The organism is Pseudoalteromonas sp. SWN166 (assembly GCF_015864485.1).
Lineage (GTDB): Bacteria > Pseudomonadota > Gammaproteobacteria > Enterobacterales > Alteromonadaceae > Pseudoalteromonas.
Genome location: NZ_JADYXB010000023.1, coordinates 1 through 26,695 on the forward strand (window position 1 = coordinate 1; position 26,695 = coordinate 26,695).

The 26,695-nt window shown below is 38.4% G+C and carries 22 protein-coding genes; 20 read left to right on the top strand and 2 right to left on the bottom strand.

Annotated elements, in window-relative coordinates; all coding sequences use genetic code 11:
- From I6F49_RS13715 to I6F49_RS13735, 5 genes are all read left to right on the top strand, one after another.
- The coding region (locus I6F49_RS13715; protein ID WP_197181011.1) for a transposase at nucleotides 1–284 on the top strand (284 nt) is incomplete at its 5' end.
- A gap of 572 nt (nucleotides 285–856) precedes the next feature.
- Entirely contained in the window at nucleotides 857–1,339 is a 483-nt protein-coding gene (purE, locus tag I6F49_RS13720) for a 5-(carboxyamino)imidazole ribonucleotide mutase (protein WP_002962540.1), read from the top strand.
- 2 nt (nucleotides 1,340–1,341) lie between these two features.
- Nucleotides 1,342–2,490, top strand: a complete 1,149-nt coding sequence (locus I6F49_RS13725; RefSeq protein WP_197181013.1) for a 5-(carboxyamino)imidazole ribonucleotide synthase — start codon at nucleotides 1,342–1,344, stop codon at nucleotides 2,488–2,490.
- Between the two features lie 124 nt (nucleotides 2,491–2,614).
- Nucleotides 2,615–3,790: an endonuclease/exonuclease/phosphatase family protein gene (locus tag I6F49_RS13730; protein ID WP_197181015.1), complete on the top strand. Its 1,176-nt coding sequence runs from the start codon at nucleotides 2,615–2,617 to the stop codon at nucleotides 3,788–3,790.
- 132 nt (nucleotides 3,791–3,922) lie between these two features.
- Complete coding sequence (locus tag I6F49_RS13735) at nucleotides 3,923–6,427, top strand: S9 family peptidase (RefSeq protein ID WP_197181017.1); 2,505 nt, start codon at nucleotides 3,923–3,925, stop codon at nucleotides 6,425–6,427.
- Between the two features lie 88 nt (nucleotides 6,428–6,515).
- Here the strand turns inward: I6F49_RS13735 and rrtA are convergent, their stop codons facing one another.
- On the bottom strand, nucleotides 6,516–7,100 hold the full coding sequence (gene rrtA, locus I6F49_RS13740) for a rhombosortase (protein ID WP_197181019.1): 585 nt from the start codon (nucleotides 7,098–7,100) through the stop codon (nucleotides 6,516–6,518).
- A gap of 97 nt (nucleotides 7,101–7,197) precedes the next feature.
- On the opposite strand from rrtA, the gene ggt reads away from it, so the two are divergent.
- The 3 genes from ggt (at nucleotide 7,198) to I6F49_RS13755 (ending at nucleotide 11,809) form a co-directional block, all read left to right on the top strand.
- Nucleotides 7,198–8,973, top strand: a complete 1,776-nt coding sequence (ggt, locus tag I6F49_RS13745) for a gamma-glutamyltransferase (RefSeq protein ID WP_197181021.1) — start codon at nucleotides 7,198–7,200, stop codon at nucleotides 8,971–8,973.
- A gap of 142 nt (nucleotides 8,974–9,115) precedes the next feature.
- Nucleotides 9,116–10,810, top strand: coding sequence for an NAD-dependent malic enzyme (locus I6F49_RS13750; RefSeq protein ID WP_197181023.1), 1,695 nt, complete (start codon nucleotides 9,116–9,118; stop codon nucleotides 10,808–10,810).
- A 273-nt stretch (nucleotides 10,811–11,083) separates the two neighbouring features.
- Complete coding sequence (locus I6F49_RS13755; RefSeq protein WP_197181025.1) at nucleotides 11,084–11,809, top strand: SIMPL domain-containing protein; 726 nt, start codon at nucleotides 11,084–11,086, stop codon at nucleotides 11,807–11,809.
- Between the two features lie 228 nt (nucleotides 11,810–12,037).
- On the opposite strand, the gene I6F49_RS13760 is transcribed toward I6F49_RS13755, so the two are convergent.
- Nucleotides 12,038–13,384, bottom strand: a complete 1,347-nt coding sequence (locus I6F49_RS13760) for a DUF2254 domain-containing protein (protein WP_197181027.1) — start codon at nucleotides 13,382–13,384, stop codon at nucleotides 12,038–12,040.
- 152 nt (nucleotides 13,385–13,536) lie between these two features.
- Between I6F49_RS13760 and I6F49_RS13765 the strand changes: the two genes are divergently transcribed.
- From I6F49_RS13765 to I6F49_RS13820, 12 genes are all read left to right on the top strand, one after another.
- On the top strand, nucleotides 13,537–13,908 hold the full coding sequence (locus I6F49_RS13765) for an MAPEG family protein (RefSeq protein ID WP_166420314.1): 372 nt from the start codon (nucleotides 13,537–13,539) through the stop codon (nucleotides 13,906–13,908).
- 14 nt (nucleotides 13,909–13,922) lie between these two features.
- Nucleotides 13,923–14,555, top strand: coding sequence for a sulfotransferase (locus I6F49_RS13770; RefSeq protein WP_197181029.1), 633 nt, complete (start codon nucleotides 13,923–13,925; stop codon nucleotides 14,553–14,555).
- Nucleotides 14,556–14,602: 47 nt separating this feature from the next.
- A complete protein-coding gene (locus tag I6F49_RS13775; RefSeq protein WP_007586685.1) occupies nucleotides 14,603–15,175 on the top strand; it encodes a tRNA-(ms[2]io[6]A)-hydroxylase in 573 nt (190 codons plus the stop codon).
- A 258-nt stretch (nucleotides 15,176–15,433) separates the two neighbouring features.
- Entirely contained in the window at nucleotides 15,434–17,356 is a 1,923-nt protein-coding gene (locus I6F49_RS13780) for a pilus assembly protein N-terminal domain-containing protein (protein ID WP_197181031.1), read from the top strand.
- Nucleotides 17,353–18,030, top strand: coding sequence for a tetratricopeptide repeat protein (locus I6F49_RS13785; protein WP_197181033.1), 678 nt, complete (start codon nucleotides 17,353–17,355; stop codon nucleotides 18,028–18,030). Before I6F49_RS13780 ends, I6F49_RS13785 begins: the two co-directional genes overlap by 4 nt.
- A gap of 374 nt (nucleotides 18,031–18,404) precedes the next feature.
- Nucleotides 18,405–18,794, top strand: coding sequence for a hypothetical protein (locus tag I6F49_RS13790; protein ID WP_197181035.1), 390 nt, complete (start codon nucleotides 18,405–18,407; stop codon nucleotides 18,792–18,794).
- A gap of 97 nt (nucleotides 18,795–18,891) precedes the next feature.
- Nucleotides 18,892–19,656 (top strand): hypothetical protein, encoded by a 765-nt coding sequence (locus tag I6F49_RS13795; RefSeq protein WP_197181037.1) that lies wholly within the window; start codon nucleotides 18,892–18,894, stop codon nucleotides 19,654–19,656.
- 6 nt (nucleotides 19,657–19,662) lie between these two features.
- On the top strand, nucleotides 19,663–20,961 hold the full coding sequence (locus tag I6F49_RS13800; protein ID WP_165741300.1) for a CpaF family protein: 1,299 nt from the start codon (nucleotides 19,663–19,665) through the stop codon (nucleotides 20,959–20,961).
- Nucleotides 20,954–21,829, top strand: a complete 876-nt coding sequence (locus I6F49_RS13805; RefSeq protein ID WP_197181038.1) for a type II secretion system F family protein — start codon at nucleotides 20,954–20,956, stop codon at nucleotides 21,827–21,829. Before I6F49_RS13800 ends, I6F49_RS13805 begins: the two co-directional genes overlap by 8 nt.
- Nucleotides 21,826–22,641, top strand: a complete 816-nt coding sequence (locus I6F49_RS13810) for a type II secretion system F family protein (protein WP_197181039.1) — start codon at nucleotides 21,826–21,828, stop codon at nucleotides 22,639–22,641. Before I6F49_RS13805 ends, I6F49_RS13810 begins: the two co-directional genes overlap by 4 nt.
- A 9-nt stretch (nucleotides 22,642–22,650) precedes the next feature.
- Entirely contained in the window at nucleotides 22,651–23,817 is a 1,167-nt protein-coding gene (locus I6F49_RS13815; RefSeq protein WP_197181040.1) for a hypothetical protein, read from the top strand.
- Nucleotides 23,814–26,684 carry an ATP-binding response regulator gene (locus tag I6F49_RS13820; protein ID WP_197181041.1) on the top strand — a complete coding sequence of 957 codons (2,871 nt, stop codon included), beginning with the start codon at nucleotides 23,814–23,816 and terminating at the stop codon, nucleotides 26,682–26,684. Before I6F49_RS13815 ends, I6F49_RS13820 begins: the two co-directional genes overlap by 4 nt.
- Nucleotides 26,685–26,695 lie beyond the last annotated feature (11 nt).

A 26,695-nucleotide genomic window follows, 5' to 3' on the forward strand; every position in this document is an offset into this window, starting at 1 on the left:
TTTCAGCGTCTTTAGGTATCGTTCCGCGTCAACACAGTAGTGGCGGAAAAGATACTTTACTTGGGATAAGTAAGCGAGGAAATAGCTACTTAAGGTGCCTGTTGATCCAAGGAGCAAAAGCGGTTGTCTCCAGAGCAAAAACGAAGAATGATAAATTAAGTCAATGGATAAACCGACTAGTTCAAACTCGAGGGCATAATCGAGCATGTGTAGCTTATGCCAACAAGATGGCGAGAATGGCTTGGGCTATTAGCGCTTCAGGTGAGAGTTACTCACCCGTATAAATACTCTTCAAAGAATTGCGTAAGTGACTAAAACGATGACATAACAGGTCAAACCTGCATATTGAAAACCTATAGAGTTCAGTGGTAGTAAATACCGATAACCTGATCAGGACAATATGCGCGGATTACATCAAGGTCAGAAGTAATAATCTTCACTAAAAGACCGTATATATGACAGCAAACCTGTCCCTGCTATCGTTGAATGACACCTTGCAATACTGGAGGAGACCATATATGAACTCTGGATAATAAACCTATATCGAGCCGCTATTTTCAGCGCTAACTGCGTTGAATTTACTTGCAATAGGCTAGCTATTGACGCGTAAATTCGCCTTGTTTTCACTGAAAATCTCTGGCTAGAGAAGATAAATTTAAATATCACCATGATTCAACACGTTAGTAAATCTCTTAACCAGAGTTCAGGTTATCTACCCGTTAATTCTAAAAAGCCATGTTTAAACATGGCTTTTTTTGTTTTTGTGAGTCGCAATTAAACGGCGTTTGGGTATAATACCCGCCTAAAACCGGACATAAGTCCGCTATTTTGAAAAATACATTACTGAGGAGTATTTATGACTGTTGGCATTATTATGGGTTCTAAATCAGATTGGCCAACCATGGAACATGCAGCACTTATGCTAGAGCATTTTGGCATTAAGTACGAAACTAAAGTCGTGTCTGCACACCGCACTCCTCAATTACTTGCTGATTATGCAAGTTCAGCCGCAGAACGTGGTATTAAAGTGATTATTGCAGGCGCTGGCGGCGCTGCGCATTTACCGGGTATGGCTGCTGCTTTTACATCGCTTCCTGTACTGGGCGTACCTGTAAAATCAAAAGCATTAAATGGTGTTGATTCACTTTTATCTATTTGCCAAATGCCTAAAGGTGTTGCTGTTGGTACGCTTGCCATTGGTGAGCCGGGCGCTGCAAACGCAGGTTTACTAGCTGCACAAATTTTAGGGTGTCAAAATCCAGAAATTTTTGCAAAAATTGAAGCGTTTCGTAAAGCGCAAACCGACACTATATTAGCTAACCCAAACCCTGCAGAGTAATAATGAATATTTTAATATTAGGTGCAGGGCAACTTGCACGTATGATGAGCCTTGCAGGCGCGCCGCTTAATTTAAACGTAGTGGCGTACGATGTAGGCAGCAAGCAAATTATACACCCGCTAACTGGCGAGGTTTATACCACATCACTTGAGCAAGCAATTTCAAACGCAGATGCAATTACTGCCGAGTTTGAGCACATTCCTGATGACGTACTAACACTTTGCTGTAACAGCAATAAGTTTTACCCAGGAAAAGCCGCTATTAAAACCGGTGGCGATCGCTCGCTTGAAAAAGCATTGCTTGATAAAACAAACGTAACTTGTGCGCCGTACCAATTAATTACTGAAAAAGCGCATTTAGAACTTGCCGTTAAAACCCTAGGTAAGCCACTTGTTATTAAAACATGCCAAGCAGGTTACGATGGAAAAGGTCAATGGCGATTAAAGTCAGATGATCAAATAGACGAAATTTGGTCACAAATGGCTGATTTTATTGCATCGGGCACAGAGCTTGCGCCACATACAATTATTGCTGAAAAAATGATCCCGTTTGATCGTGAAGTCTCTATTATTGGTGCGCGCGATAAACACGGTAATGTTGCTATTTATCCGCTAACAGAAAACGAGCATACAAATGGTGTGTTAACTTTATCTATTGCGGGTAAAAACAATCGCAGCGTTGAAGCTCAAGCAAACGATGCATTTACTCAAATAGCAAACGAACTTAACTATGTTGGCGTACTAGCTATTGAATTTTTTGATGTACAAGGCACGTTACTCGTAAACGAAATTGCACCGCGTGTACATAACTCAGGCCACTGGACGCAGCAAGGTTGTCACTGTTCGCAGTTTGAAAACCACATGCGTGCTGTAGCAGGTTTACCGCTTGGTAATACAGAGCTTAAACACATTACCGCGATGATAAACGTACTAGGGCAACCTAGTATTCCAGCTGACGTACTAAAATACGCAGATGTGACTAGCCATTGGTACGGTAAAACTGCAAAACCAGGTCGTAAAATGGGCCATATAAACGTATCGGCCACTAGCATGAACGACCTAGCAGATAAATTAGGTGAGCTTACTGAATATTTACCTGAGCAAGACTACCCAGGTATTTTAAAAGCGGCAGCTAATTTAATCCTTCATTAAACGGCTAAATACTCGTTTTATTAAATGCCGAGCTTGCTCGGCTTTTTTATGTTTAAAAAAGGCGCGTGGATACCCAGTTTGTGAAATAATGATTGAGTCTAAAATTTTACAGTGAAATTATTTAATGAAACTTAAAGCAATTTATAGCGCACTACTTGTTGCCGCTTCTTTTAGTACTTTTTTTAGTAACAGTGCATTTGCATCAGACTCTCTTCGTGTTGCTACATTTAATGTAAGTATGGATGCAACTAATCACACGCCTAAAGGTGAGCAAATTAAAAGTGATGCTTTAGCTAACGCACTTAAAGCAAACCACCAGCAAATTAAAAACATAGCCGAAATTATTCAACGTGTTCACCCTGACATTATTTTACTTAACGAATTTGATTACATCCCAAAAGAGCAGGGCATTGAATACTTTAATAAACATTATTTAAATGTAGGTCAGCAAAAACAAGCGGCTATTAACTACCCTTACTCTTATATAGCCCCAGTAAATACAGGCCTAGCCACCGAGTTTGATTTAGATAATGATGGCAAAAAAAATGGCGTGATGGGCGATGCACAAGGCTTTGGCTTTTTTGAAGGCCATTATGGTATGGCAATTTTGTCAAAATACCCAATCGATTTTGATAAAGTAAGAACTCTTCAAACCTTTAAATATAAAGACATGCCAAATGCACTAATGCCAGTGATGCCTAAAACAGGCGAAAACTGGTATAACGCACAAGAATGGCAAGCACTTAGGCTCAGCTCTAAATCGTTTTGGGATTTACCTATTAACGTAAATGATAAAACCGTTCATGTTATTGCATCTCACCCAACACCGCCTGTATTTGATGGCGAAGAAGACAGGAACGGCAAGCGTAACCACGATGAAGTAAGGCTAATTGCTGACTATGTATCAAACGCCAAGTATATTTACGATGATAAAGGCCAAAAAGGCGGATTAAAAACTTACTCTCGTTTTGTTATTTTAGGTGATTTAAATGCCGCACCAGAGGGCGATAAAGCGCGTACAAATACCACCGATCAACTACTTAAAAACCCACTTATTAACGCTCAATTTGTTCCAAAAAGTGAAGGCGCTAAAGAGCAATACGATGTACCTTATGCACAAAATTACAGTGCTAATTGGCAAGCGCGTGTTGATTACGTACTACCGTCAAACTACGGCTTAAAAATTAAAGACGGTGGTGTGTTTTGGCCAACTAAAACTAGCGATGAATATCGTTTAATTAAGGACAGAAACGCTTCAAGCGATCATCGACTGGTGTGGCTTGATTTAATAGTTGAATAGCGTCCACTAATAAAGGGGGCGTTAGTAAACTGAGCTTTACCCTGTTTAATAGCTATTTATCTTAAAAAATTGCAATAACTTGAGTGCTTCTGCTTAAATACGGCTTAATTATAATAACCGTATAGAAGCACTATGATTTTTAATTTTTCTTCATCTAAAACGTTAGTGGCCTTAGCTGTTGCCTCAAGTGTCATGCTTGCAGGTTGTAGCGCTACTGCTAACACCTCTTCAACACAGCAAAGTGTATTACCAGCAACTAAGATTGCTGCGGTTGTAAACACACCAGCAGATATCGGCTCACAAAAAATAACGCTAGAACAAGCAATGGCCGATCCAGATTGGATGGGTAATCAGCCAGAGCGTGCTTACTGGGCTAGCGATTCGGCTACTATTATTTATGCTCAAAAAGAGCAAGGTAATACACTACGCGATTTATTTAGCCAATCTGTTACTAGCCAAACAGCAGAGCAGGTAGCACTTAATAAACTTCATACTGTGGGTTCAAATAAAGCTGTTTATTCAAAAAATAAAACAATGGCGGCCTACACGTTTAAAGGCAATGTATTTGTTAAAAACCTAAAAACGGGTGAACTTAAACAAATTACAGCTACATCAGCAAGCGAATCTAAACCACAATTTTTAAACAATGGCGATTTAGTTTATCGCCAAGGCAATGTGTTTTTTAGAGTTGATTTAAAAACAGGTTTAACGACTGAGCTTGCTAACTTAAAGCTTGCCGATGAGCCTAAAGGCATTGAAGAGCCAAGCACTTATATTGCTAAAGAGCAGCATAAACTGATTAAATTTGTAGCGCTTCAGCAAAAAAACAAAAAAGATAAGCAAGCGCGCAGTGAGCAAATTAATGAACAAAACGATTCAATTGCTAACACGGCTTACTACTTAGGTGACGGTAATAAAGTATCTGAAGCACAACTTTCATCAAATGGTGATGCGCTGTTAGTCGTTGTACAAAAGCAAACAGATTGGCGTGGTGAGGGCGATATTATGCCTAACTACATTACAAATGACGCCACTATTGAGCCTAAAAAAGCACGCCGCCGTGTAGCCGATGCTAAAGAAGAAACATCACAGCTTGTGTACATCAATTTAACTAATAAAGAGCAAACATCACTTAGCTTTAGTACCTTACCGGGTTTTGATGAAGATGTTTTAGCCGCAGTTAAAAAAGAAAATTATGCACGTGATGGTAAAACCTATAAGTCTAAAAAGGCGCCTCGTGGCATTAACCTTATTATGGACTGGGGTTTTGAGCAAAGCCCAATAGTATGGAACGATGACGGGTCACAAGTTGCTATCATGCTTGAAGCCTGGGACAACAAAGATCGTTGGCTTGCTACCGTTGATTTTGAAAGCAACAAACTCGTTTCGCAGCACCGCCTACATGACGATGCATGGATTGCTTATGCATTTAACGACTTTGGTTGGTTGCATAACTCAAACACGCTTTATTATCTATCGGAAGAGTCGGGTTATAGCCAGCTTTATAAAAAACCAGTAAATGGTAAAGCAACTGCGCTAACACAAGGCCAATTTGAAGTTTCTAATTTAACGCTTACCAGCGACGACAGCGCTATTTATTATAAAGCGAATGTTGAGCACCCAGGTCTTTACGAAATTTACCGTGTTAACCCGCAAACAGGTAAGAGTGAGCAAGTTACTGACTTAAATGGCATGACTGACTACACGTTAAGCCCTGATGAAACCAAGTTACTCCTTAAGCACTCTACAATTACCATGCCTAATGAGCTTTACGTAGCAGATGCTAAAGCAAATACAAAAGCCACGCGCTTAACTCATACAGTGTCGGATGAGTTTTTAGCTAAAAAGCTAACTGCACCTAAAATTGTAGCCGTGCCATCGAGCCATACTGATCAACCAATATACGCAAAAGTGTACTACCCAGCTGATTACGTAGAGGGTGAAGTAGGCAAAAACCGTAAAGCGGTTATTTTTAACCACGGCGCAGGCTACTTACAAAATTCACATATGGGGTTTTCGGTTTATTTTCGTGAATTTATGTTTCATTCATTACTAGCAGATGAAGGCTATATAGTAATGGATATGGATTACCGTGCGTCTAAAGGTTACGGACGCGATTGGCGTACTGCGATTTATCGTCAAATGGGCACGCCTGAAACACAAGATTTAGCCGATGGCGTTAAATGGATGGCGCAAAATGCCAACGTTGATACTAAAGCTGTCGGTACTTATGGCGGCTCTTACGGCGGCTTTATGACTTTTATGGCCTTATTTACCGCGCCAGAGTTATTTCAATCGGGTGCTGCACTTCGCCCTGTTACCGATTGGGCGCACTACAACACAGGTTACACAGCTAATATATTAAACCATCCTGATGTTGACCCGATTGCCTATGAACGTAGCTCGCCAATTTACTATGCTGAGGGTTTAAACAAGCGTTTATTAATTAACTCACCCATGGTTGACGATAACGTGTTTTTTCAAGATTCAGTACGTTTAGTACAGCGCTTAATAGAGCTGGAAAAGCAAAACTTTGAAACAGCGATATTCCCAGTTGAACCACATGGCTTTGTACAGCCTTCAAGCTGGTTAGACGAATACCGACGTATTCATAAGTTATTTAAAGAAACGCTTTAATTCTTAAAATAAAGTATAAAAACAAAAACGCAGCGTTAGTTTAATAAACTAACGCGGCGTTTTTATTGGAGGAGCAATAGCTTATGCGCTATTTTTGCTTTTTTAAGAGCTCTATAGCCAGTGGTATGGCAAGTAGAGTTCCACCAATAACGCCAATTAAATGTGCATCAATGGCCACAGTGGAGTTAATAAGTTTTCCTATATCGGCATTTGGGCCGCTAAATTGCTCAAACGCTATTTTAATCCATACGCCTATAAATAATAAATAACCCGATTTAAGTCCTACGGTTATATCTTTAACTGCCCCCCAAATAATTACGCCATGAAGTAAAGCACTTAACCCAGTGTAAATATGTATGCTTGGGCAAAACCAATACACACCGAGTCCACACCATAATGCCAGCAAGCATATATTAAACGCATAACGAGTAGGGGATGTATATTCACCATGCAAAAGCCATATTAATAAAACACCACTGGCATTTAATCCCAAATGAGCCCAATTAGCATGAACAAATTGGCTGGTGAAAATTCGCCACAGGTCACCTTCATGAATTAAGCTTCGGTTAAATTCAAGTAAATTATTTAAATCAAATGCAGCAAAAATGGTACTAAAAAGCAGCAAAATTATAGGCGGTAATATATAACGAGGTTGAATAGGGAAATTAAGCATTTTATTGTAATTTTTTAGTCAAAATTTTTGCATATTGTGCCCGTTTAACTTTAAGATGCCAAATACAACTACGTAATTAAGTGTTTTTAGTATTTTTATGCATTTTAAACTTAACTCATTATTTGCCATTGGACTGTGCGCAGTAACGCTGCCTTCTATTGCACAACCTACTCAAATCGAAACTCGCGAACCTGAAGCCGCTACTGGATTAATCCATAAACAAGTGGTGCAAGGGAATAAGTACATGGTTGCTGCGGCAAACCCATATGCTTCAAAAGCCGGTCAACAAATTTTAGCCCAAGGCGGCAGTGCGGTAGATGCTGCTATTGCTACTCAGCTTGTACTTACTTTAGTTGAGCCGCAGTCGTCAGGTATTGGCGGTGGTACATTTATGATGTACTACAACAAAGCAAACAATAAGCTTACTAGCTTTGATGGCCGTGAAACAGCTCCTGCAAATGCAGACGAAACGCTGTTTTTAGATAAGCACGGTAAAGCCGTTAAATGGATTGAAGCAGTAGTAGGAGGGCGCTCTGTTGGTGTACCTGGTATTTTACATGCCTTTGCAAGCGCGCATAAGCAATACGGTACATTGCCGTGGGAAGAACTTTTTAAACCAGCTATTGAACTTGCAGAGCAAGGCTTTGTAATTTCGCCGCGTTTACATGGCTTATTAGCACGCCAGTTAAACCCTGGCGTGTTGAGCATGCCTATTATTAACGAATATTTTTATCCAAATGGTAAATTAATTGAAGCAGGTAGTGTTAAAAAGAACCAACCACTTGCTGACTTATACAAAGACATTGCAAAGCAAGGCATTGATGCGTTTTACAAAGGCGAAAACGCTAAGCAAATGGTTAACGCCGTACAGCACTCTAAAATTGCTCCTGGTAAGTTGAGCGTACAAGACTTAGCGGATTACAAAAGCAAAGAACGCGACGCTGTGTGTATACAATACCGAGCGTACAACGTATGTTCAATGGCACCACCTAGTAGTGGTGGTGTAGCGGTGCTACAAATGCTTGGTCTACTTGAACATAAAGATATGAGCGCACTTAAGCCAAATGGCGAAAAAGCAATTCATTACTTTAGCCAAGCATCGCGTATTGCATTTGCCGACCGCGATATGTACATGGGCGACCCTGATTTCACCCAAGTACCTACAAAAGAGCTTTTAAACAAAGATTACATTGCCTCGCGCGCTAAATTAATTACCGAAACAGACCAACCAGCCGTTGCAGGTAATCCTGTAGGTTACTTAAGCTACGCAATGGATGACTCATACGAGTTACCGTCTACCTCGCACGTATCTATTGTCGATAGTAAAGGCAATGCAGTGTCGATGACCAGTTCAATTGAAATGGCGTTTGGCTCTACGGTTATGGTTAATGGCTTTATTTTAAATAACCAACTAACTGACTTTTCGTTATCGCCACGTAAAAACGGCAAACTTGTAGCAAACCGTGTAGAGGCTGGTAAACGCCCGCGTAGCTCTATGTCACCGGTAATGGTATTTAATAAAGATGGCAGCTTACGTTTAATTGTAGGCTCACCTGGTGGTAGTCGTATCATAGATTACGTTGCACAAGTTGTTGTGGGTGTTATTGACTGGAATTTATCAGCGCAAGACGCCATTAACTTACCGCGTACAACAAATCGTAACGATTACACCAGCCTTGAAAAAGGCACAGCCATAGAAGCTATTGCGCCTGCGCTTACTAAACGCGGCCACAATGTACGTATTATTGATTTAAACTCAGGCTTACACGCAGTTGAAGTTAAAAATAATACCTTATATGGCGGAGCTGATCCGCGCCGTGAAGGTATTGCGTTATCTGATTTAACTGATAATAACGCCACTATACAATTTTAAATTATGTATAATATGCTTGCGGGCAGTGAAGCCCGCATGTGTTTTCTCTCAATGGTCTGACAAGCTTAATTGTCGTTGCAATTAAACCTTTAATACTGATAATGACAGATCATAACTTAAGACTCCGTTAAAGCCTGGAAATATGACAACTAATACTGATCCTAACTACTTATATATTCATCATTCTGGCCCTGGCCTAATTGAAACACCGCTATTAAATAAAGGCAGTGCCTTTAGTAAAAAAGAACGCGAAAATTTCAATCTTGCTGGTTTACTTCCTCCTCGCTTTGAAACAATAGAAGAGCAAGTTGAGCGTTGTTATCAGCAGTACTCTAGCTTTACCGACAATCTTAATAAGCATATTTACTTACGTGCGATTCAAGATAATAACGAAACACTTTACTACCGTTTAGTGCGTGACCATCTTGAAGAAATGATGCCAATCATTTACACGCCTACAGTAGGTGATGCCTGTGAAAAATTCTCAGACATTTACCGCAGCGCACGTGGTTTGTTTATTTCGTATGAAGATCGCTACCAAATTGACGACATTTTACGAAACGCTACCAAAGGCAAAGTAAAAGTTATTGTTGTAACCGATGGCGAGCGTATTTTAGGCCTAGGCGATCAGGGTATTGGTGGCATGGGTATCCCAATTGGTAAACTGTCACTTTACACTGCGTGTGGTGGTATAAGCCCAGCATACACATTGCCTGTAATGCTTGATGTGGGTACTAATAACGAAAAGCTTTTAAACGATCCTATGTACATGGGTGCACGCCATAAGCGTATTGCTCAAGACGAATACGATGAGTTTTTAGATTTATTCATTAAAGCGGTTAAACGCCGTTGGCCAAATGTGTTACTTCAGTTTGAAGATTTTGCACAGCCAAATGCAATGCCACTACTTAAGCGCTACCGCAATGAAATTTGTAGCTTTAATGATGACATTCAAGGTACGGCGGCTGTAGCAGTAGGGTCTTTACTTGCTGCGTGTCGTATTAAAAATTCAACCCTAAGTCAACAAAAAGTAGTATTTGTGGGCGCTGGCTCTGCCGGTTGTGGTATTGCAGAGCAAATCATTAGCCAAATGGTGTTTGAAGGCATTAGTGAAGCACAGGCACGTAGCCAAGTATTTATGGTTGACCGTTTTGGTTTGCTTAGTGAAGGTATGGAAGGCTTACGCGATTTCCAACAAGCACTTGCACAACCGCAAGGCTCTTTAAGTGAGTGGACATACAGCGGTGAATACGCATCACTTCTTGATGTTATGCACTGTGCACAACCAGACATTTTAATTGGTGTATCAGGCCAACCTGGTTTATTTAGCGAACAAGTAATTCGCGCTATGCACGCCGGTTGTGAACAGCCAATTATTTTCCCATTAAGTAATCCATCTAAGCAGGTAGAAGCTCATCCTGCTGATGTTATTAAATGGACAGACGGTAAGGCACTTGTTGCAACAGGTAGCCCATTTGATCCGGTTGAATACAACGGTGAAATTTTCCCAATCCCACAATGTAACAACAGTTATATTTTTCCAGGTATTGGTTTAGGGGTTATTGCCGCTAAAGCGACACGCATTACAGATGCTATGTTAAGTGTGTCTAGCGAAATGCTTGCTGAATCATCGCCGCGTGCCAACACAGGTAAAGGTAGTTTATTACCAGCCCTAACTGAAATTGAAACGCTAAGTAAGCGTATTGCATTTGCCATTGCTAAAAAAGCAATCGAAGAGGGCGTTGCTCTTGAGATTACTGATGATGCGTTATGGGCAGCAATCGACAGAAATTACTGGTTACCAAAATACCGTAACTATAAACGTTGCAGTGTTTAATATGTTAAGTTAAAACAAAAAACAGGCAATTGCCTGTTTTTTTGTGCTTGTTCATATTTAATTAATACCAGTCTGCTTATATATGGGGTCTATTTAACGTTAAGAAAATTACGCTAGAATTAGGCAAAAGTTTTTATATCTAGTTGTTCTAAATAAAAAACTTTTAACGACGTTATAGTGCAATTTAATTCGTTAAATTGATCAAAGATTTATGCAGGTTGGTATAACCACGTAAGGTCTTTAATAACCTTAACAAAATTAAAGGATCGACTTATGAAAACACTGACTCTCGTTTTAGGTAGCGCACTGGCTTTAAATGTACTTAGTTTTGATGCACTTGCTGCTGCAACTCCCGATACTCCTCATATTTATGTTAAAGGCGAAGCAACCCTTACAACTATGCCAGATTACGTGCAACTTAGCGTAGGTATTACTGAGGTTGATAAAGACTTAATTGCGGCTAAAAATAAAACCGACTTAACCATCGCTAAAGCAATTAAGCTCGTAAAAGAAATTGGTGTTAAAGAGGGAGATATAAACGCCGGGCAAATCTCAATAAACCGTGATAGCCAATACAACCGCACTACCGGTAATCAAGAATTTAAAGGGTTTAAGGTTTCTCGTACATTAACTGTAAAGCTTAGCGATATAAATAAATACCCTGAGTTACTACAAAGCTTAGTTAACAACGGTATTAACGAAATTAATCAAACGCAATTTTTAGCAAGTAACTACAACGAGCTGCATAAAAAAGCGCAAAAGTTAGCAATTAAAGACGCACGTGACGCAGCAAAAGAGTTTAGTGAAGATTATGGCGTTGATTTAAAAGGATTGTACAGCGCATCACTAAGTCCACTCAATGTGCAGTCGCAGCCTTATATGCGTGCAGAAAAAGTAATGATGGCTGATAGCGCACCAAGTAACTATGTACCTGATGCCTACCATGCTGGAGAGATTAAAGTTACTGCCTCAAGCTATGCTGTGTACTACATAGACTAAAATATAGGTTCTTCCTAGGGACGATTAACTCTTTGTTGCCTACAGGATGTAGGTAAGGGGCGTGAGCAGGACGCGGAAGCTTTGCTCGGTTTTTACTTATTCTTACATGGATGTAAGTCATTAGAGTAACGCAGGAGCAGTTACCGAGCCCACTAGGTTACAAACCTCGCGCCGCGATTTAATCGCCCCTAGATTGAACAAATTTCAATCCACATAGTTCAACACGCCCTAGTCGTGCTCAAAACGTGCCACCAACTTCTCACCTTGCTCCTGGCTAATACGCGCTATTGAGTTGAGCATATTAGTCACTTCGCGTCTGTCGTATTCATTAGTTACATGCTCATTTATGTCATCAACAATCGCATTTAAATAATTAAATAAACTGTTGCGTGCATCGGTATCTTTATGGGCAACAAACAAAATATTTTTAAATGCCTCAAGCACGTTTGTCATTACGTATGCATCGCCTTTGGCGTAATTACGCAGCGGTGTAAAGTTGTCGTGTAATAACTCATCAAAGCTTGTTTCATGAAGGTATAACAAAGGGGCATTATCACTGTGCTTAAACGAGTAGTTAATATCGTTAATTGAAAGTCGTTGAATAAGTAAAATACTCAGCATATCAATTGATTTAACCGCAGTACCAGGATCGTTGATACCAGGGCTCATTGCCTTAACTGCAATTTCAGATATTTGCGTTAACCCATAACGATAATGATCACTAATGTACTCTTCTATATAAAAAATAAAGCAGTCGAGAATTTTATTTATCAGCTCTTCATCGTTTGATATGTCTTTATTACATTTTAAAAATGGGTAGCCTTTAACCGTAAAATAGCCTTGGTTAACAGAGATATACACCTTTATATCTTCATCGGCTAAAATGGCACACAGCTTATCGGTATGTACGCCTTTATAATATCCTTCTGTTTTACTGCTAACCGAATGCCACTTGCTAAAATCAGGAAAATCTTCAACAGGGTTATCTTGTTGCCTTTGGATAATTGTTTTAATTTCGTTTTTAGTTTGACTAAATAAGCCATTTAATACGTTATCAACCTGAATAGCACGTGAGATTGAATGTATAAAAAATACAAATAAACCTAATGAAATCAAGCCAAAAACAAGTGCAAACAACACACCAATGGAAGGAATAGCCGTACTGCCACCTTCAAGCTTATTAATATTTATAAGCATAATTATTGAGTAAATTATACTACCTAAATAAAAGCCCAAAACCATTTGGTGTGATTTACGCGTAATAAGCCCAGGCACTACGCGAGGCGATAAACTCGCACTGGCCGAATTTAAAACCACCATTACCATCGAAAAACTAAACACGGTAAGCGAAATAATACTGCCTGCTAAGGTGCTTAAAATAGTACGCGCGTTTTCGGCGCTATCAACAAGTACAACCGATATAAACGATTTTAGTTGCTCAATAGGGGCTAAATATTCAACTGACATAGTAATAATGGCGAATACCAAAAAGCCCACTGAAAGCACTGAAGGGTAAAAGCCAATACTGTTAATCATTCCACGGTAACTATCGGCTACTTTGCGAGGTACAAACATAAAATCCTTTGTATTTTTCTACTTACTTAATACCTCTAGCTTAGCATAGGCATTTATTAAACTTCTGATAATGCTGCTCAAATTTATATGTTATTATCACGCCCACAATAATAGAGCGCATATTTATGCGATAAAAATAACAGGACAACACTGTGATCATTTCAACTTATGCAGCACTACTTGCGTTTTACTATGTTTATTTAAGTTTTAACGTAATAAAATTACGCCAGGCACAAAAAGTATCATTGGGCGACAACGGTGAGCCAAGCCTTCAACGTGCAATACGCGCCCACGGTAACTTTATGGAGTACGTACCATTTGCTGTTATTTTACTTTTTTTAGTAGAGTATCAAGGCCTTGCTAGTCATTACTGTCACATACTAGGTGGGATGTTATTAATAGGACGTGTATTTCACAATTCAGGCATCGTAGAAAAAAACATGAGATTTCGCCAAATTGGTGCTGTATCAACATTTTTAGTCATTATTATTAGTGCATTTGTTATGCTTGTGACTCGTGGTTAATTAAAGAAAAATTAATGAGCAAAATATTTATAATAGGTTTACCGCGTACCGGCACAACCAGTGTGTGCCACGCATTTTTAGAGCTCGGCATTACAACAGCGCATACCGCCTATACCAATGCCTGTTTTGAAAACGCTAACGCGATTGCCGACACTCCCATATTTAACGATTTTAAAGCGCTTGATATCCATTACCAAAATTCTAAATTTATTTACCTAGAACGCGAATTGAGTGCATGGCTGCCATCAATAAAGCAGCTCCTAACGCGTATGCACACTAATTTAACGCGCGGCGATGGGGGCTTTAATATTCATATAAAGCGCTGTTATTTAAATACGTTTAGTGAGCTTTCGCTTAATAATATTAGCGACGATAGTTACTTAGCTCACTGCTATAAAACACATTTTAATGATGCTCAAACGTACTTTAATAACCGTGACAACGATTTTTTATCCATTGATATAGCAAAGCCTGATAGTTACAAAAAGCTATGCGATTTTTTAGCATTAAAAAGTGACAAAGCTGATTTTGAAAAAATGAATATGGGCGGTAAAGTCACCGCATGGAACGATATTAAACACCCGTTAAAAGTTGAATCTACGGCTAAAGGGCGCATAGATAAATTACTGCCTTACAAGATTTTTTAAATCAAATACGTTAAAATCCCCGCATTATTATTTAAGTTGTACAGAACATGTTTGAATTAAAATACCACACCCCATTTGAATGGACCGAAGTTGTCCTTGCTGACTTTAATACATTTTTACAAGATCATGCTGCTGCTGAAAAAAAAGCATCCGGTATGGCTATGTCTATGCTGTCGCATTACCCAGACAAACGTAAATTAGTAAAAGCCATGACCGACTTAGCACTAGAAGAACTAATACATTTTAAACAAGTGCTTAAGTTACTTTTAGAACGCGATGTAAACCTAGGTGACGACAAAAAAGATCCATACATAAAACAAATTCGTGCACTATTTAGACACGGACGCGATGGCTTTTTAATGGACCGATTACTGGTTGGCGGTGTAATTGAAGCACGCGGCCATGAACGCTTTTCTCTAGTTGCCCAAGCATTACCTGAAGGTAAAGAAAAAGACTTTTATGTTGCTATTGCTAAGTCAGAAGAAAAACATAAAAATCTATTTGTAGAACTCGCTTACGAATACTTTGAAAAAGAAGAAGTTGATGTTCGCCTAGAAGAGCTATTAATAGCTGAAGCGAAAATCTGTGAAAGCATTCCTTTCACTGCTGCATTGCATTAATTAATACTGTGCCTGTAGGCCTTTTAGGATTAACCTCGAAAGATAAACAGGCCCTAGCGCAGAGCGTATTTACACGCTCTGAGCTTAGCTATTTTAAGCTCACTCCTTTATTAATCCCTGTGTGAATCATTGATTTGCAATTTGCGAATCAAAATAACAAAAACCACATTTAGAAACTTCAATCTACTGATAATAAACATAAAAACCCTTGGTCTCATACTTGCTACCTATTCATTAAGCAAATTGAGGGAAAGGCTTATGTTAAAATTTACTTTTATACTATTACTAATATCTTTTACCGCCGTAGGCAGTGAAAGTAATTTAGATTATATAGAAAATGCAAATGGTGAGCGGGTACAAAAAGTGTCGCATTTAGTTAAATGGACGCACACTCGCTTTGTGTTCACGCGTGATATTTCGCGTATTGCACTTGGCCATGAAACAACACTTGATGTGAACGTGGTTAATGGCCGTGAGCTACTTATTTTAGCTAAAAAGTTGGGCCGTACATCGATGATGGTATGGTACGACGATAAAAGCTCTGAAACATTTTTACTTGGCGTAACCGAAGATTACAGCGTGCTTGAAAATGCCCTCAACGATATTCACCCTGACGTGCAACTAACAATTGCCCCCGATCGTCATGCTGTTGTACTGCGTGGTGAAGTACCAACAATAAATTACCGTCATGCCGCTTACGAGGCTGCAAAAAATTATCTTTACGCCAGTAGTAGCTCACAAGCAGCGCAGCCTGTTATTACCTCAAACCCTAATCAAGGTATGTTTAATTCTCTCGCTCAACGCTTGCAAGGCTTGGGTAATTCTAATGGCGGTGGTTCTCAAAATTCGAGCAAAGTCGCTATCATTAATTTAATAAAAGTAACTCAAGCACCTAAGCCAAAAGAAGAGCGGATTAGCGAAGTAATTAAATCGATGGGTGCAGATAAAGTAACTATTAAGCGCATTTCGGTTGATGAGTTATCAAATGACGACAGCGATGTATTTTTACTTTCAGGCTCTGTTAAAAACCAAATAGAGCTAGTGCGGTTATTAAATACAATTAATAAACTGTTTGAACCAGAGCAAGCAATGCAAACTCAAGGCTCGCCACTTGACCCTAATAATTTAATGGGCGGGGCTTCGCAAAGTGAAAATTCAGGTATTGAAGTGCTTGCTAACGAGTCTGGCGGGTTAATAAACGATGCTACCTCAGGATTAAACTTAAGTAATGTGAGTTCTAATATTGCAAGAGCAACGTTGCTTTCAGTGGCTGGCGGTAAAGTTTTGTCGAGTATTGAAGTTGAAGATTTACCTCAAGTACGTGTGTCGGTGCAATTATACGAAGTAAATCAACGTAGACTAAAGCAATGGCGCCCAGATATTAGCGTGCTCTCTAATGGCTATGAAAAAGAAGCGGGATTGTTTGGTCGTGACGGTATGACTAATCGAGAATCAGGTTCGGCCACTATAGAAAATGCGCTGCAATTAATTGGTGGGCAACTAACAAATAACTTACAGCTTTCTACCTCACAGTTTGCTATTGATATGTTGTTTTCGTTACTTGAACAAGAAGGTATATCTCGAACACTTTCTCGCCCTACAGTCACGGTTTTAGCCGGTGAAAGTGCCGTATTTAAAGTCGGTGGTGAAGTACCGGTACCTACAAGTTATAGCCCTTCAGGAATTACCAGCGGGCAGCAAGGTAGTAGTGGTTCGGTGTTTAGCGGTACAGAATTTAAATCATTCGGAGTTGAATTAAATGTACGCGCCATGGTTGACGACAAAGATAGAATAACGCTTGATCTAAACCCGGTAATTTCATTACCCGATACCACGTTAACCGCCGAAATTGCACAAAGCACAGGCAGCAGTTTAAACAGTAGTGCATTTAATACACGCAGCATGCAAACATCAACGCGTTTAAAAGACGGACAACCTCTTATTATTGGTGGCTTAATTAGCACCGATAACAACGCAAGCCACGACTTTGTACCTGATGGTAACGGCAATAGCATGCTGGGGAAGTTAAGCGAAACAACCAGTAAAAGTGAAAACAACCGCGAGCTTATAATTGTTGTAACTCCAAACCTGGTGCGTGAGCCAATTAATACTTTACGTTCGTGGGAACAGGCAAATATAGACACCCAGATACTTAGCTATATACAGGAGCAAGGGCTATGAAAATACTTTATATAATTTTACTGCTTACTTTATCTGGTTGCGCTCATATTGATTACAAGCCAACAGTAAATCCTTACAACGCGCTGGGTGACATCGTTAAAAAATACCAATTAAATGCCCAGCCATTAAAGTGCGAAGGTATTAATGCAAGTAACTGTTTGAACCTAGTACATGAGGTGAATCAGTTAATGCTTGAACACCCCGATAACACGGCAATACTGTCGATATCGGCCTACGTACTTTATAAAAGTGGCCGTGCTAATCAGTCTCAACAGGTTATAAACACTCTACTTAATAAAGCTAACCCGCCATTAAACGCAATTACTTTAGGGGTTACGTTAGCAATAGAGCAAGGTAATTTAGCTAAAGCAAAAAGCATTGCTCAATACGGCGTTGATGTTTTTGGTACACATGCTTCACCATACCTGCAAATGGCCTCTATACACTATGCCCAGGGCAGTTACGTAATCGCTTCTAATTACTTAGAGCTTTCGGTTAAGTTTGGTTTAAATAGCACCGCCTACTTTTACCATAAAGGGCTAATTGAAGAAGCTAATACTAATAATTTATTGGCCTGTGGCTACTATGAGCAAGTTTTACGTGCAGAACCCACGCACAAAAAAGCACTTGCTAGGCGCGGTAAACTCTCTGTTTTAGGTAATTGTTATTCTTAAGGCCTTCGGGCCTTTTTTTATACCTAAAATTTGGCATTACTAAGGAGCAAAACCACTTTATTATTTATCAACAATACAAGTAAAGCTTACGCTAATCCTACGTTTTATAAGTTACCCCACAAGACTGCTTCTAACATTTAACCCTTTTTGAGCACCTATTAGTTTTAATAATTTAACAGAACGTCTCTAGTATTAAGTATCTAAAAATTATATTTTTAATATTGATTTGCATTTTGCAAATCAAAAGTAAAAACAGTCAAAGAGCACACCACCAGAACACGCTAACCACCTGTATTAAAAGAGTTATATTAGTTGGCATGGTCCTCGCTATATATAAAGTGAGCATAAGCTCTTCTAATTTAAAGGCTACGATTATGAAAACTATTAAACATAACTTAAATAGCAAAAAGCAAAAAGGTTTTGTACTAACGTCAGAGCTAATCATTCTTTCTACTTCAATGGTAGCAGCACTTGTAATTGGTTTATCTACATTACGTGACTCGGTAACCAGCGAACTTGAAGATGTAGCTGAAGCAATTGGCTCACTTGACCAAAGCTATGTATTTGACGGCATGATTAACGCCGAAGGCACAGCTGAAGTGTCTGGCTCTGGGTTTGTAGATTCAGTTGATGTGTACGCAGGCGATGGCAGTTCATTCACTTTTGTTGCATCAGACTTTAGTGAAAGTGCCGCACTTGTTAGTGCAACACCAAGCGGCGATGCTGCAACTCGTACAGCAGCTGGCGGTTCGCAAGGTAACTAACGCAAAGTATCCAATATAAGGTAACCAGGTTTGAATACCAAGCTTAAGGCTCACTGCCACAAAAGTGTGGCAGTGAAAGTTACTCTGGAGGAATATTATGAAAAGTAAAAGTAACAAAGGCGCAACCACAGCGGCTCTCACATTACTCATCACCTCTGGCATGTTAGCTTCGGCTTTGGGCATTAGACAGGTAAACGATGAAAATAGCGTAACAGCGTGGGTAGTAAATAAAAATATGTCGGCCGGTCAAACAGTTACCGTTCATGATGTAGAGCAAAAAAGTATAGATCCAAGTAACTACTCAAATATTGCACTGAGCGTTCAAAATCCGCGTGCATTAATTGGTCAAAAATTAGCAACTAATAAAATGGTTGAACAACCTTTGTTCGACACTGATTTTATTAGAGCGAAAAGCCAAAATTTGTCAGAAGCGATACCGGCAGGGCGTGTTTTATATACTTTAAAACTAAATACCTTAGATATTCCGCTTTCGCGTATACACAAAGGTGACCGACTAGACATAGTTGCTAAAACTAATCGTTTAGTAAGAACAGTCGCCCGAGATGTACAGCTTATTGGTGTTTCAAAAGGGCCTAAATCTCAAGCCGCAAAAAGTGGCATAATGGATAATTTAGCAAAAGAGAAGAGCTCCGCTGGCGGTGTTTCGTTAGTACTTGCGGTGCTTCCAAAAGATGTTTATTCATTGGCTGGTATAGATAATGCTGACAAAGTCTCAATTATTGTGCATAGCGCTTATGACATTGAACAAGGTCGTTTGCAAAACTTTTCACGCTTACAAACCAGTCGCACAATCGAAGTGGTTAAAGGCGTTAAAAATGAAGCTGTATATGTAGCTAAGTGAGTTTTTATGTTTAATTTATCAAGCAAACATGAAGAAGTTCAAACCAGTTTAAGTACCTTTGAAGAGCTTAAAAAGCTATTGCACGATGCCGTTATCGAAGAGTACGAACAAGAGCCAACCGCGCTTTTATCTAGTAATGTTCTCGAAAAAATCTCTGCTTTGTGCAGTGAAATTCCACAATTTAATCAATCTTCATTTAACCAACATCAACAAGAGCAGGTTGTTCAGGCTGTATTTGATGAAATTCAAGGCCTGGGACCTATTGCACAGTTTATGCTGGACGATCAGGTAAGTGATATTTTAATAAATGACACGCAAGATATTTGGATTGATAAACAAGGCAAACTACTTTGCACAGCCAGTAAGTTTGATGACGAACGCCATTTACGACGATTTGTTGATCGCTTACTTGATGGTTGTGGCCGACAAGTCAATGCGCTTATGCCAATTGTTGATGGCAAACTAAAAGATGGTAGCCGAGTTCATATTATTGTACCGCCTGCGTGTACCAGCGCAGCTATTGTATCGATTCGTAAGTTTAATCATAAAAAAATAAACGATGACTTTTTAGTTAATAATCATTTTTTAGATAAAAACATCTTATCATTTTTAAAAAGCGCAGTTAAAACAGGCGTTAATATTTTAGTGTGTGGCAATGCCGGGGCAGGTAAAACATCATTATTAAACGTACTTGCTAACTCAATTAACCCAAATGAACGAGTTGTAACCATTGAAGAAAGTGCTGAGCTTAATTTGCATCACAACCACGTTGTGCAATTAGAAGCTCACGACACAAACAGCGATGGTAAAGGTGCAGTAAGCCTAAGAGATTTAGTAAAAGCAGCCCTTAGAATGCGCGCAGATAGAATACTTGTAGGTGAGGTACGCTCAGGCGAAGTAATCGATATGCTCCAAGCAATGAACTGTGGTCACCAAGGTTCGATGACGACCATACATGCTAACAGCGCAAATGATGCCGTTATTCGTTTATCTACCTTAGTGCAGTTACACAATGCACAACTGAGCGATACCCATACAAGTTCGCTAATCGCGTCGAGTATTCAACTTATTGTGCATGTTTCTCGCTCAACTAATGGCACCCGAACTCTAAAAAGTATTGGTGAAATTAAGCGTGTTAATGGCGGCGCACATTTTAGCCCGCTTTATAGTATTAATGAAGCAGAGCCAGTACAAAGTGAGTTAATAGATAACTCAAGTGTTATTGAGTTTATGAAAGGCCAAGGCGCAAATGCACAAGAATTAAAAGCATTACTGCACAATAACCCGGAGGCTAACAATGACTAAACTTGATTATTTATTAGCTGTAGCGGCGGTTATAACCTTTGTACTTGCAGCTAGTGTGTTGGTTTCTTTGTATGCTAAAAATAAAAGCAACCAGAGCGCTAAAAAAGTAGATATTTTAGAAGAAAAAGACGTACTTACTCTGTCACTACGAGTGCTAGGCTTAAACATAAGTAACGCCTGGTTTATAAGCATGGCGTGTTCGCTCTCTAGTAGCTCATGGTTTTTAGCTAAATTATATTATCCAGAGGCATCAACCAGCGCGTTTATTATTTCAATCGTGGTTTTTGTAACCTGTTTTATAACTGTGATTGACTTGGCTCACTATAAATTAGCTAAATTTGAGCATCATTTTTTAGAGTTTATTGAAACCGTACAATCGTGTTTAAGCACTGGGCTATCGCTACAGCAATCAATGCAGTTTGCTGATGAACATGCAGACCCATATATAAAAAAGCAAAGCACCTTACTAATACAACGCATGAGCATGGGTAGTGATGCCGAAACGTCGTTTGCCCCTTTAATTGAAAGATACAACTGCGAAACCGTAAGATTGTTTGCTCATAGCATCATTACACATACACAAAGCCAGTGTGATTTAACCGACATGCTAAAAAGCGTATGCAACATGATGTCGCTTCGGACCCTCGACCGCCAACAGCTAAAAGCTAAGCTTTCGGGCACTAAATACGCTGCTGTATTTAGTGGTTTTTTACCTTACGCACTAATTCCTTTATTTAGCTATACCGATCCAACCTGGTTTGAACCGTTACTAAACGATCCCAATGGAATCGCATTTATAACAGTTGCACTTATTTGTCAGCTATTTGGATTTTTGTGGCTACGCCTTAGCTTAAGGGTAACATTATGATTGATATACTTTTACTTATCGGACTTTTAGTGAGTATGGGCTCGTTTATTCATATTCATAGGCAGTCTCTTAAAGTTGAATTAGATAAACCCGATACTAAAAACATTAATTGGTATCCACTAATCATTATCTCTAAACGTCAATTAAGACAGGCTGGGGTTCAAATTAATAAAATATTAATAAGCCTGTACTGCTTCAAAGTGGCTGCTACTTTTAGTGCATTTACGGTTATAGAGCTAACAGGTTATGAGCTGAGCCAATCGATTAAATTATTACTGTGTTTTATGTGTTTTTTTGCACCCGAATGCTGGTTTTTATTACGTAAAAATCAACGCAAAACCACTATTAATAATAGTTTAGAGTTTTTTTTACGGGTGCTACTAGTTTACATGCGCGCTGGATTTTCATTAGAGCGCTCATTTGCACTGGCGGTTGATCATGGATTAAGTCAAAAGCATCCATTATACAAAGAGCTAAAGTTATTTTTATTTGAATTAAGCGCAGGTAAAGATAGAGAAATTGCATTTAACTCACTTTTTGAAAGAACGGGTGTAATGGACATTAAAAAACTCGCCAATTTAATGTTGATAGGTTCAAAATTAGGCACACCACTTATCCAAGCAGTAGAGGCCCAACTTGAAGGCCTAGCTCTAAAAAAGAACATTTTACTGGCTAAAAAAGTTAATAAAAAAGCGATGCATACAACCTTTCCCATAATCCTAATTTGTTTTCCGATGTTTTTGGTATTAGTATTTTTCCCCGCAGCATTACAAGTTATGAACGTACTTAAAATGCTTGTAGAAGTGTTATAGGAGTTTGATATGAAAAAGCATTATCAACAAGGGTACATACTTACTATCGAGCTTATTTTAATTATAACAATTTTAATTATTGGCTCGATTGGTGGTGTTATTTTAGTAAGGGATGCCCTTATTAAGCGTCATCAAACTAAGGTAGATAATCAAATTACCGTAGTAGATGCCAATAACAAACCGCTCGGTATTGCAGTTAGTTTTGACGAGCACCAAGCCCCACTCATTTTTTATACAGACCGTGGAGCAAACAACACTTACAGGGCATTAATAGGCATACGAGATGATAGGTTTACCTCACGAGAAGCTGTTTATTACGATGCACCAAATTGCCAAGGTAATCCATGCTTAAAGGGGTTAAGCGACGAGGCAACAGACAGCCAAGGTGTAAGTAAACTAAATAATACCGGTAATGTAAGTTATATAAATGCGCTGCAGCAAGGTCCAAATTATGCAATCGGGCAGCTAGGTAATACCGTTATTGGTCAGTTATTAAGAAGTACGCCACAACAATGCCCTGCAAATAGCGAGCAAATTTTATCTCGCTATGTATCACAAAAAGTTGTAGCAGGTTCACCTTGTGAAAGCTTTGAAATAGATAAGCAACCGGCCGATAGCAGCTGCTTGGTTGGAGTAACAGCGCTGGGCAATCCACTTTTAGGTACAAGCGATCAAGGTTTATCGCAATCGTGTGACTCGTGTCAAACCGGTTACGAATCACAAGGTGACATTCTTGATTTATATTTACCACAGGTAGAACCGCTTTTAAATACAGCCCTTAATGCACTGTCATTAGTTGGTATTGGAACAAACGTTGATATAGAGCTTGGCACAATATGCTGCCCAGAAGGTACACGCTTAGAAGAAGATGAAAACATTGTAGAGACACTTGTTTTCACTATTTTAAAAACAACGTTTGAGTTGGTCGGAATCGACTTAGTTAACAACCTGATTATAAGCGAAACACTGAGCTTAATAGGCATTGAGCCAGGCGTTACATACTGTAAAACATCACTGAATTTAGTAAATGCAGAACAAGTAATTAATATCACCACCGGCGAGCCCGCACTTAGTAGCTTAACACCACCATTTAAAGTTTTACTGCCAGTACACAGCGGTCAAAACAGTACAACGTGGATACATACTCCCCCTAAAGGGGAAGGAGAACGTCAATGAACGCCTCAAATATATTTACCTCACATGATAATTTAGTAGATGCAAAACCTGATGAAATCTCGTTAGAAATTAAAGAAACCCTAACCTTACTAAAACAATTTTATGATGTGCCTATTGTTAAATTTATCGATTTTAGAGGAATTTATTCAGACCAACTAATAACTTGCAACGATAAAGAAAGCGTTGAAAATGAGTTGTTAAGCTATCAAAAGCGCTGTACACAAGAAAAATTATATTTGTTCGAAGATACTTTTTTTGATGAGATATCTAGTAATACCCATAATTTAATTCGTTTTTATGCACAATATCCAATTTATAGCGCCACAAACAAAGTAATTGGCGTATTGCTAATGGCTGATTTAGCACCTAAAACATTAATAGGTTCGCAAAAAGATCAGTTTATTTCATTTTCTCAATTATTGCAGACGCAATTAAATAAAAGCTCAGATTCGATAGATGATAAAAGCACTAAATCTATAAATAAAATTAATAATGGAGCTAAATATATTCATGTATTTAGTTTAGCTCCCGTGGCTTTTTTAATTGCATTAGTATTATTATCATTCACTGCATTACTACTTTATACTATTGAAAAAAAAGAGCTGCAAAGTTATTATAATCAACAAACTCAGCAGTTACGTAAAACATTATTTAATGCATTAGAGCGGTTTGATAATCAAGGATTATATATATCGCAAAAAGATTTAGTGATTGCTGGCTTTTTACAAAGTCAAAATAACTATACAAAAGAGCAACTTAATAATTTAGTACAAAGCCAGGTTTCACAAAATTTAACCTACAAAGGTTACGTTGTGTTTGATTCTGAATATAACCAACTCGCACTTTGGTCTAAAAACAACTTTGATTTAGCTGCGTATGGGTTCACTAACTGGTTAAAAAGATTTGATTACAGAGCGAATAAACAATCAGTAGAAGTGTTTACTGTTGCTGATACAGCCTTCTTAATTTCTGAAATAAAAATAAAGCAAGGTTCTATTTATACTCTTACTGCATTTGATTTAAGCAAGTTTTTAAAAGCCATTATTGGTAAATTAAATACTGAAAACTATAACGTTTTTATAGTAACTCCACAGTTTACTCTAGGAAAAAAAGGAGAAGTAAACCCTAGTATAATTAAAAATAGCATTAGCGCTTTAAGCCATCGTTTTCCACCTACGTGGCGCTTACACGTGCAACCAATGAGTAAAATTATAAGACCACAAGTTACTAAATATAGCTTAATTAGATTAGGGTTAATCTCTTTTTGTGTATTCGCGTTTGTGTATTATTTTTTACGCTTGCCAAGGCGTTTACACAACGAAATAAAACAAAAAAATCAGTTAATACTCAATAGAGAAGAGCTTTTTTCAAGTTCTCTTGATGCACTGCCGCATGGGTTTGCTATTTTTAATAGCCACGAATTTCCTGTGATTACCAACAATGCGTTTAATCTTTTATTTGCACAGGTGAATAAACAAAACAGTCAGCTATCGTATAGCCAGCTGATAAGTATTGCGCAGCAGCATAATATTATAAATCATTACCATGAGCATCATAAGCTTGATGATGACCGTAACCAATTAATAGATATAGGTTTTACCGACGGAAAATGGATAACCGTATTACAAAGACATACAGATTTTAACGGTTTCGTTTGCTACTTTAGAGACGATACAGAGGCACATCAAAAAGAAAGTTTACTCGCTGATGTGCTTGAAAAATCAAAACAGACAAATCAACTAAAAGAAAAATTTGTTTCAAGGCTTAGCCGTCAGTTAAAAACGCCTTTATCATCTTTAAAGTCATTAGTTGAAATATCTAAAGATCCAATAAGCTTTAACGAATTTAAAAATAATGTGGGTAGCATATCAAATGTGTGCGACCAACTTGAAAGTGTAATTCAGCAACTCGTGAATATAAATAAATCGGAGAGTGGTAAGCTTAAGCTTCAGTCCAAAAACGTTGACCTAAATAAAATGATTAATAACAATATTTCAATTTTGACTAAAGAGGCTGAAAATAAAAAAATAATTTTAAAAAACAATATTGCACCTGAGTTAACCGTAGCAAGCGATGAAAAGTTAATATCTCAATTGGTTATTCAGTTAGTGACAGAGATTGTAGATTCAGCGAATAATACAACACTATGTGTTAACGCACAGATTAAAAATGAAAGTAAGCGTAATTACTTACACCTAGACTTTTCATTAAGTAATTTAATCAACAGCAGCCATTTCATAACTGAGCTTAAAAGCATATCGGGTGACGATATAACACGCTTTATAGATGATAAAGACTTATCACTAGAGCTAAAATTTTTCATTTCAATATTTAAAATGTTAGGCGGTAAAGCGATAACTATTAATAGTAGTACGAGTAAAACAACGATAGTACTTTCTATGCTTGTAAACTTAGCGAGCAAACAAATCAAAGATGAAGAACTAGAGGATGAAAGCAGTTCGCAAATAAACACTAATTCGGTAACCGATCTGTTAACTACAAAGCAGAAAAATACTTTATTACTTGTTGACGACGACCCTCTAGTTGAAATTGTTATTAGAGCAATGCTAAAAAATGAAAACATTAAAATAGATTACGCATGTAATGCGATAGAGGCAATGTTAATGGTATCGCAAAATAGTTACGACATTATTTTAATGGATATAGTTATGCCTGAGCTATCGGGAACTGACGCGATGTTAAAAATTAAAAAACACAGTGATAACTCTAAAACTAAAATCATTGCACATACTTCTACACCCGATACAGATTCTAAATACGTAAATCAGGGTTTTGATGACTTACTATTAAAACCAGTAAAGCAGGGTGTTTTAATAAACCAAATATCACGTATTTTAAAAAGATAAGCCAAAGGAGT

What these genes read in the sequence shown, in the direction of transcription:
- purE (WP_002962540.1), top strand. Translation starts at nt 857, where the DNA reads ATGACTGTTGGCATTATTATGGGTTCTAAATCAGATTGGCCAACCATG.
- I6F49_RS13725 (WP_197181013.1), top strand. Translation starts at nt 1,342, where the DNA reads ATGAATATTTTAATATTAGGTGCAGGGCAACTTGCACGTATGATGAGC.
- I6F49_RS13730 (WP_197181015.1), top strand. Translation starts at nt 2,615, where the DNA reads ATGAAACTTAAAGCAATTTATAGCGCACTACTTGTTGCCGCTTCTTTT.
- I6F49_RS13735 (WP_197181017.1), top strand. Translation starts at nt 3,923, where the DNA reads ATGATTTTTAATTTTTCTTCATCTAAAACGTTAGTGGCCTTAGCTGTT.
- rrtA (WP_197181019.1), bottom strand. Translation starts at nt 7,100, where the DNA reads ATGCTTAATTTCCCTATTCAACCTCGTTATATATTACCGCCTATAATT.
- ggt (WP_197181021.1), top strand. Translation starts at nt 7,198, where the DNA reads ATGCATTTTAAACTTAACTCATTATTTGCCATTGGACTGTGCGCAGTA.
- I6F49_RS13750 (WP_197181023.1), top strand. Translation starts at nt 9,116, where the DNA reads ATGACAACTAATACTGATCCTAACTACTTATATATTCATCATTCTGGC.
- I6F49_RS13755 (WP_197181025.1), top strand. Translation starts at nt 11,084, where the DNA reads ATGAAAACACTGACTCTCGTTTTAGGTAGCGCACTGGCTTTAAATGTA.
- I6F49_RS13760 (WP_197181027.1), bottom strand. Translation starts at nt 13,384, where the DNA reads ATGTTTGTACCTCGCAAAGTAGCCGATAGTTACCGTGGAATGATTAAC.
- I6F49_RS13770 (WP_197181029.1), top strand. Translation starts at nt 13,923, where the DNA reads ATGAGCAAAATATTTATAATAGGTTTACCGCGTACCGGCACAACCAGT.
- I6F49_RS13775 (WP_007586685.1), top strand. Translation starts at nt 14,603, where the DNA reads ATGTTTGAATTAAAATACCACACCCCATTTGAATGGACCGAAGTTGTC.
- I6F49_RS13780 (WP_197181031.1), top strand. Translation starts at nt 15,434, where the DNA reads ATGTTAAAATTTACTTTTATACTATTACTAATATCTTTTACCGCCGTA.
- I6F49_RS13785 (WP_197181033.1), top strand. Translation starts at nt 17,353, where the DNA reads ATGAAAATACTTTATATAATTTTACTGCTTACTTTATCTGGTTGCGCT.
- I6F49_RS13790 (WP_197181035.1), top strand. Translation starts at nt 18,405, where the DNA reads ATGAAAACTATTAAACATAACTTAAATAGCAAAAAGCAAAAAGGTTTT.
- I6F49_RS13795 (WP_197181037.1), top strand. Translation starts at nt 18,892, where the DNA reads ATGAAAAGTAAAAGTAACAAAGGCGCAACCACAGCGGCTCTCACATTA.
- I6F49_RS13800 (WP_165741300.1), top strand. Translation starts at nt 19,663, where the DNA reads ATGTTTAATTTATCAAGCAAACATGAAGAAGTTCAAACCAGTTTAAGT.
- I6F49_RS13805 (WP_197181038.1), top strand. Translation starts at nt 20,954, where the DNA reads ATGACTAAACTTGATTATTTATTAGCTGTAGCGGCGGTTATAACCTTT.
- I6F49_RS13810 (WP_197181039.1), top strand. Translation starts at nt 21,826, where the DNA reads ATGATTGATATACTTTTACTTATCGGACTTTTAGTGAGTATGGGCTCG.
- I6F49_RS13815 (WP_197181040.1), top strand. Translation starts at nt 22,651, where the DNA reads ATGAAAAAGCATTATCAACAAGGGTACATACTTACTATCGAGCTTATT.
- I6F49_RS13820 (WP_197181041.1), top strand. Translation starts at nt 23,814, where the DNA reads ATGAACGCCTCAAATATATTTACCTCACATGATAATTTAGTAGATGCA.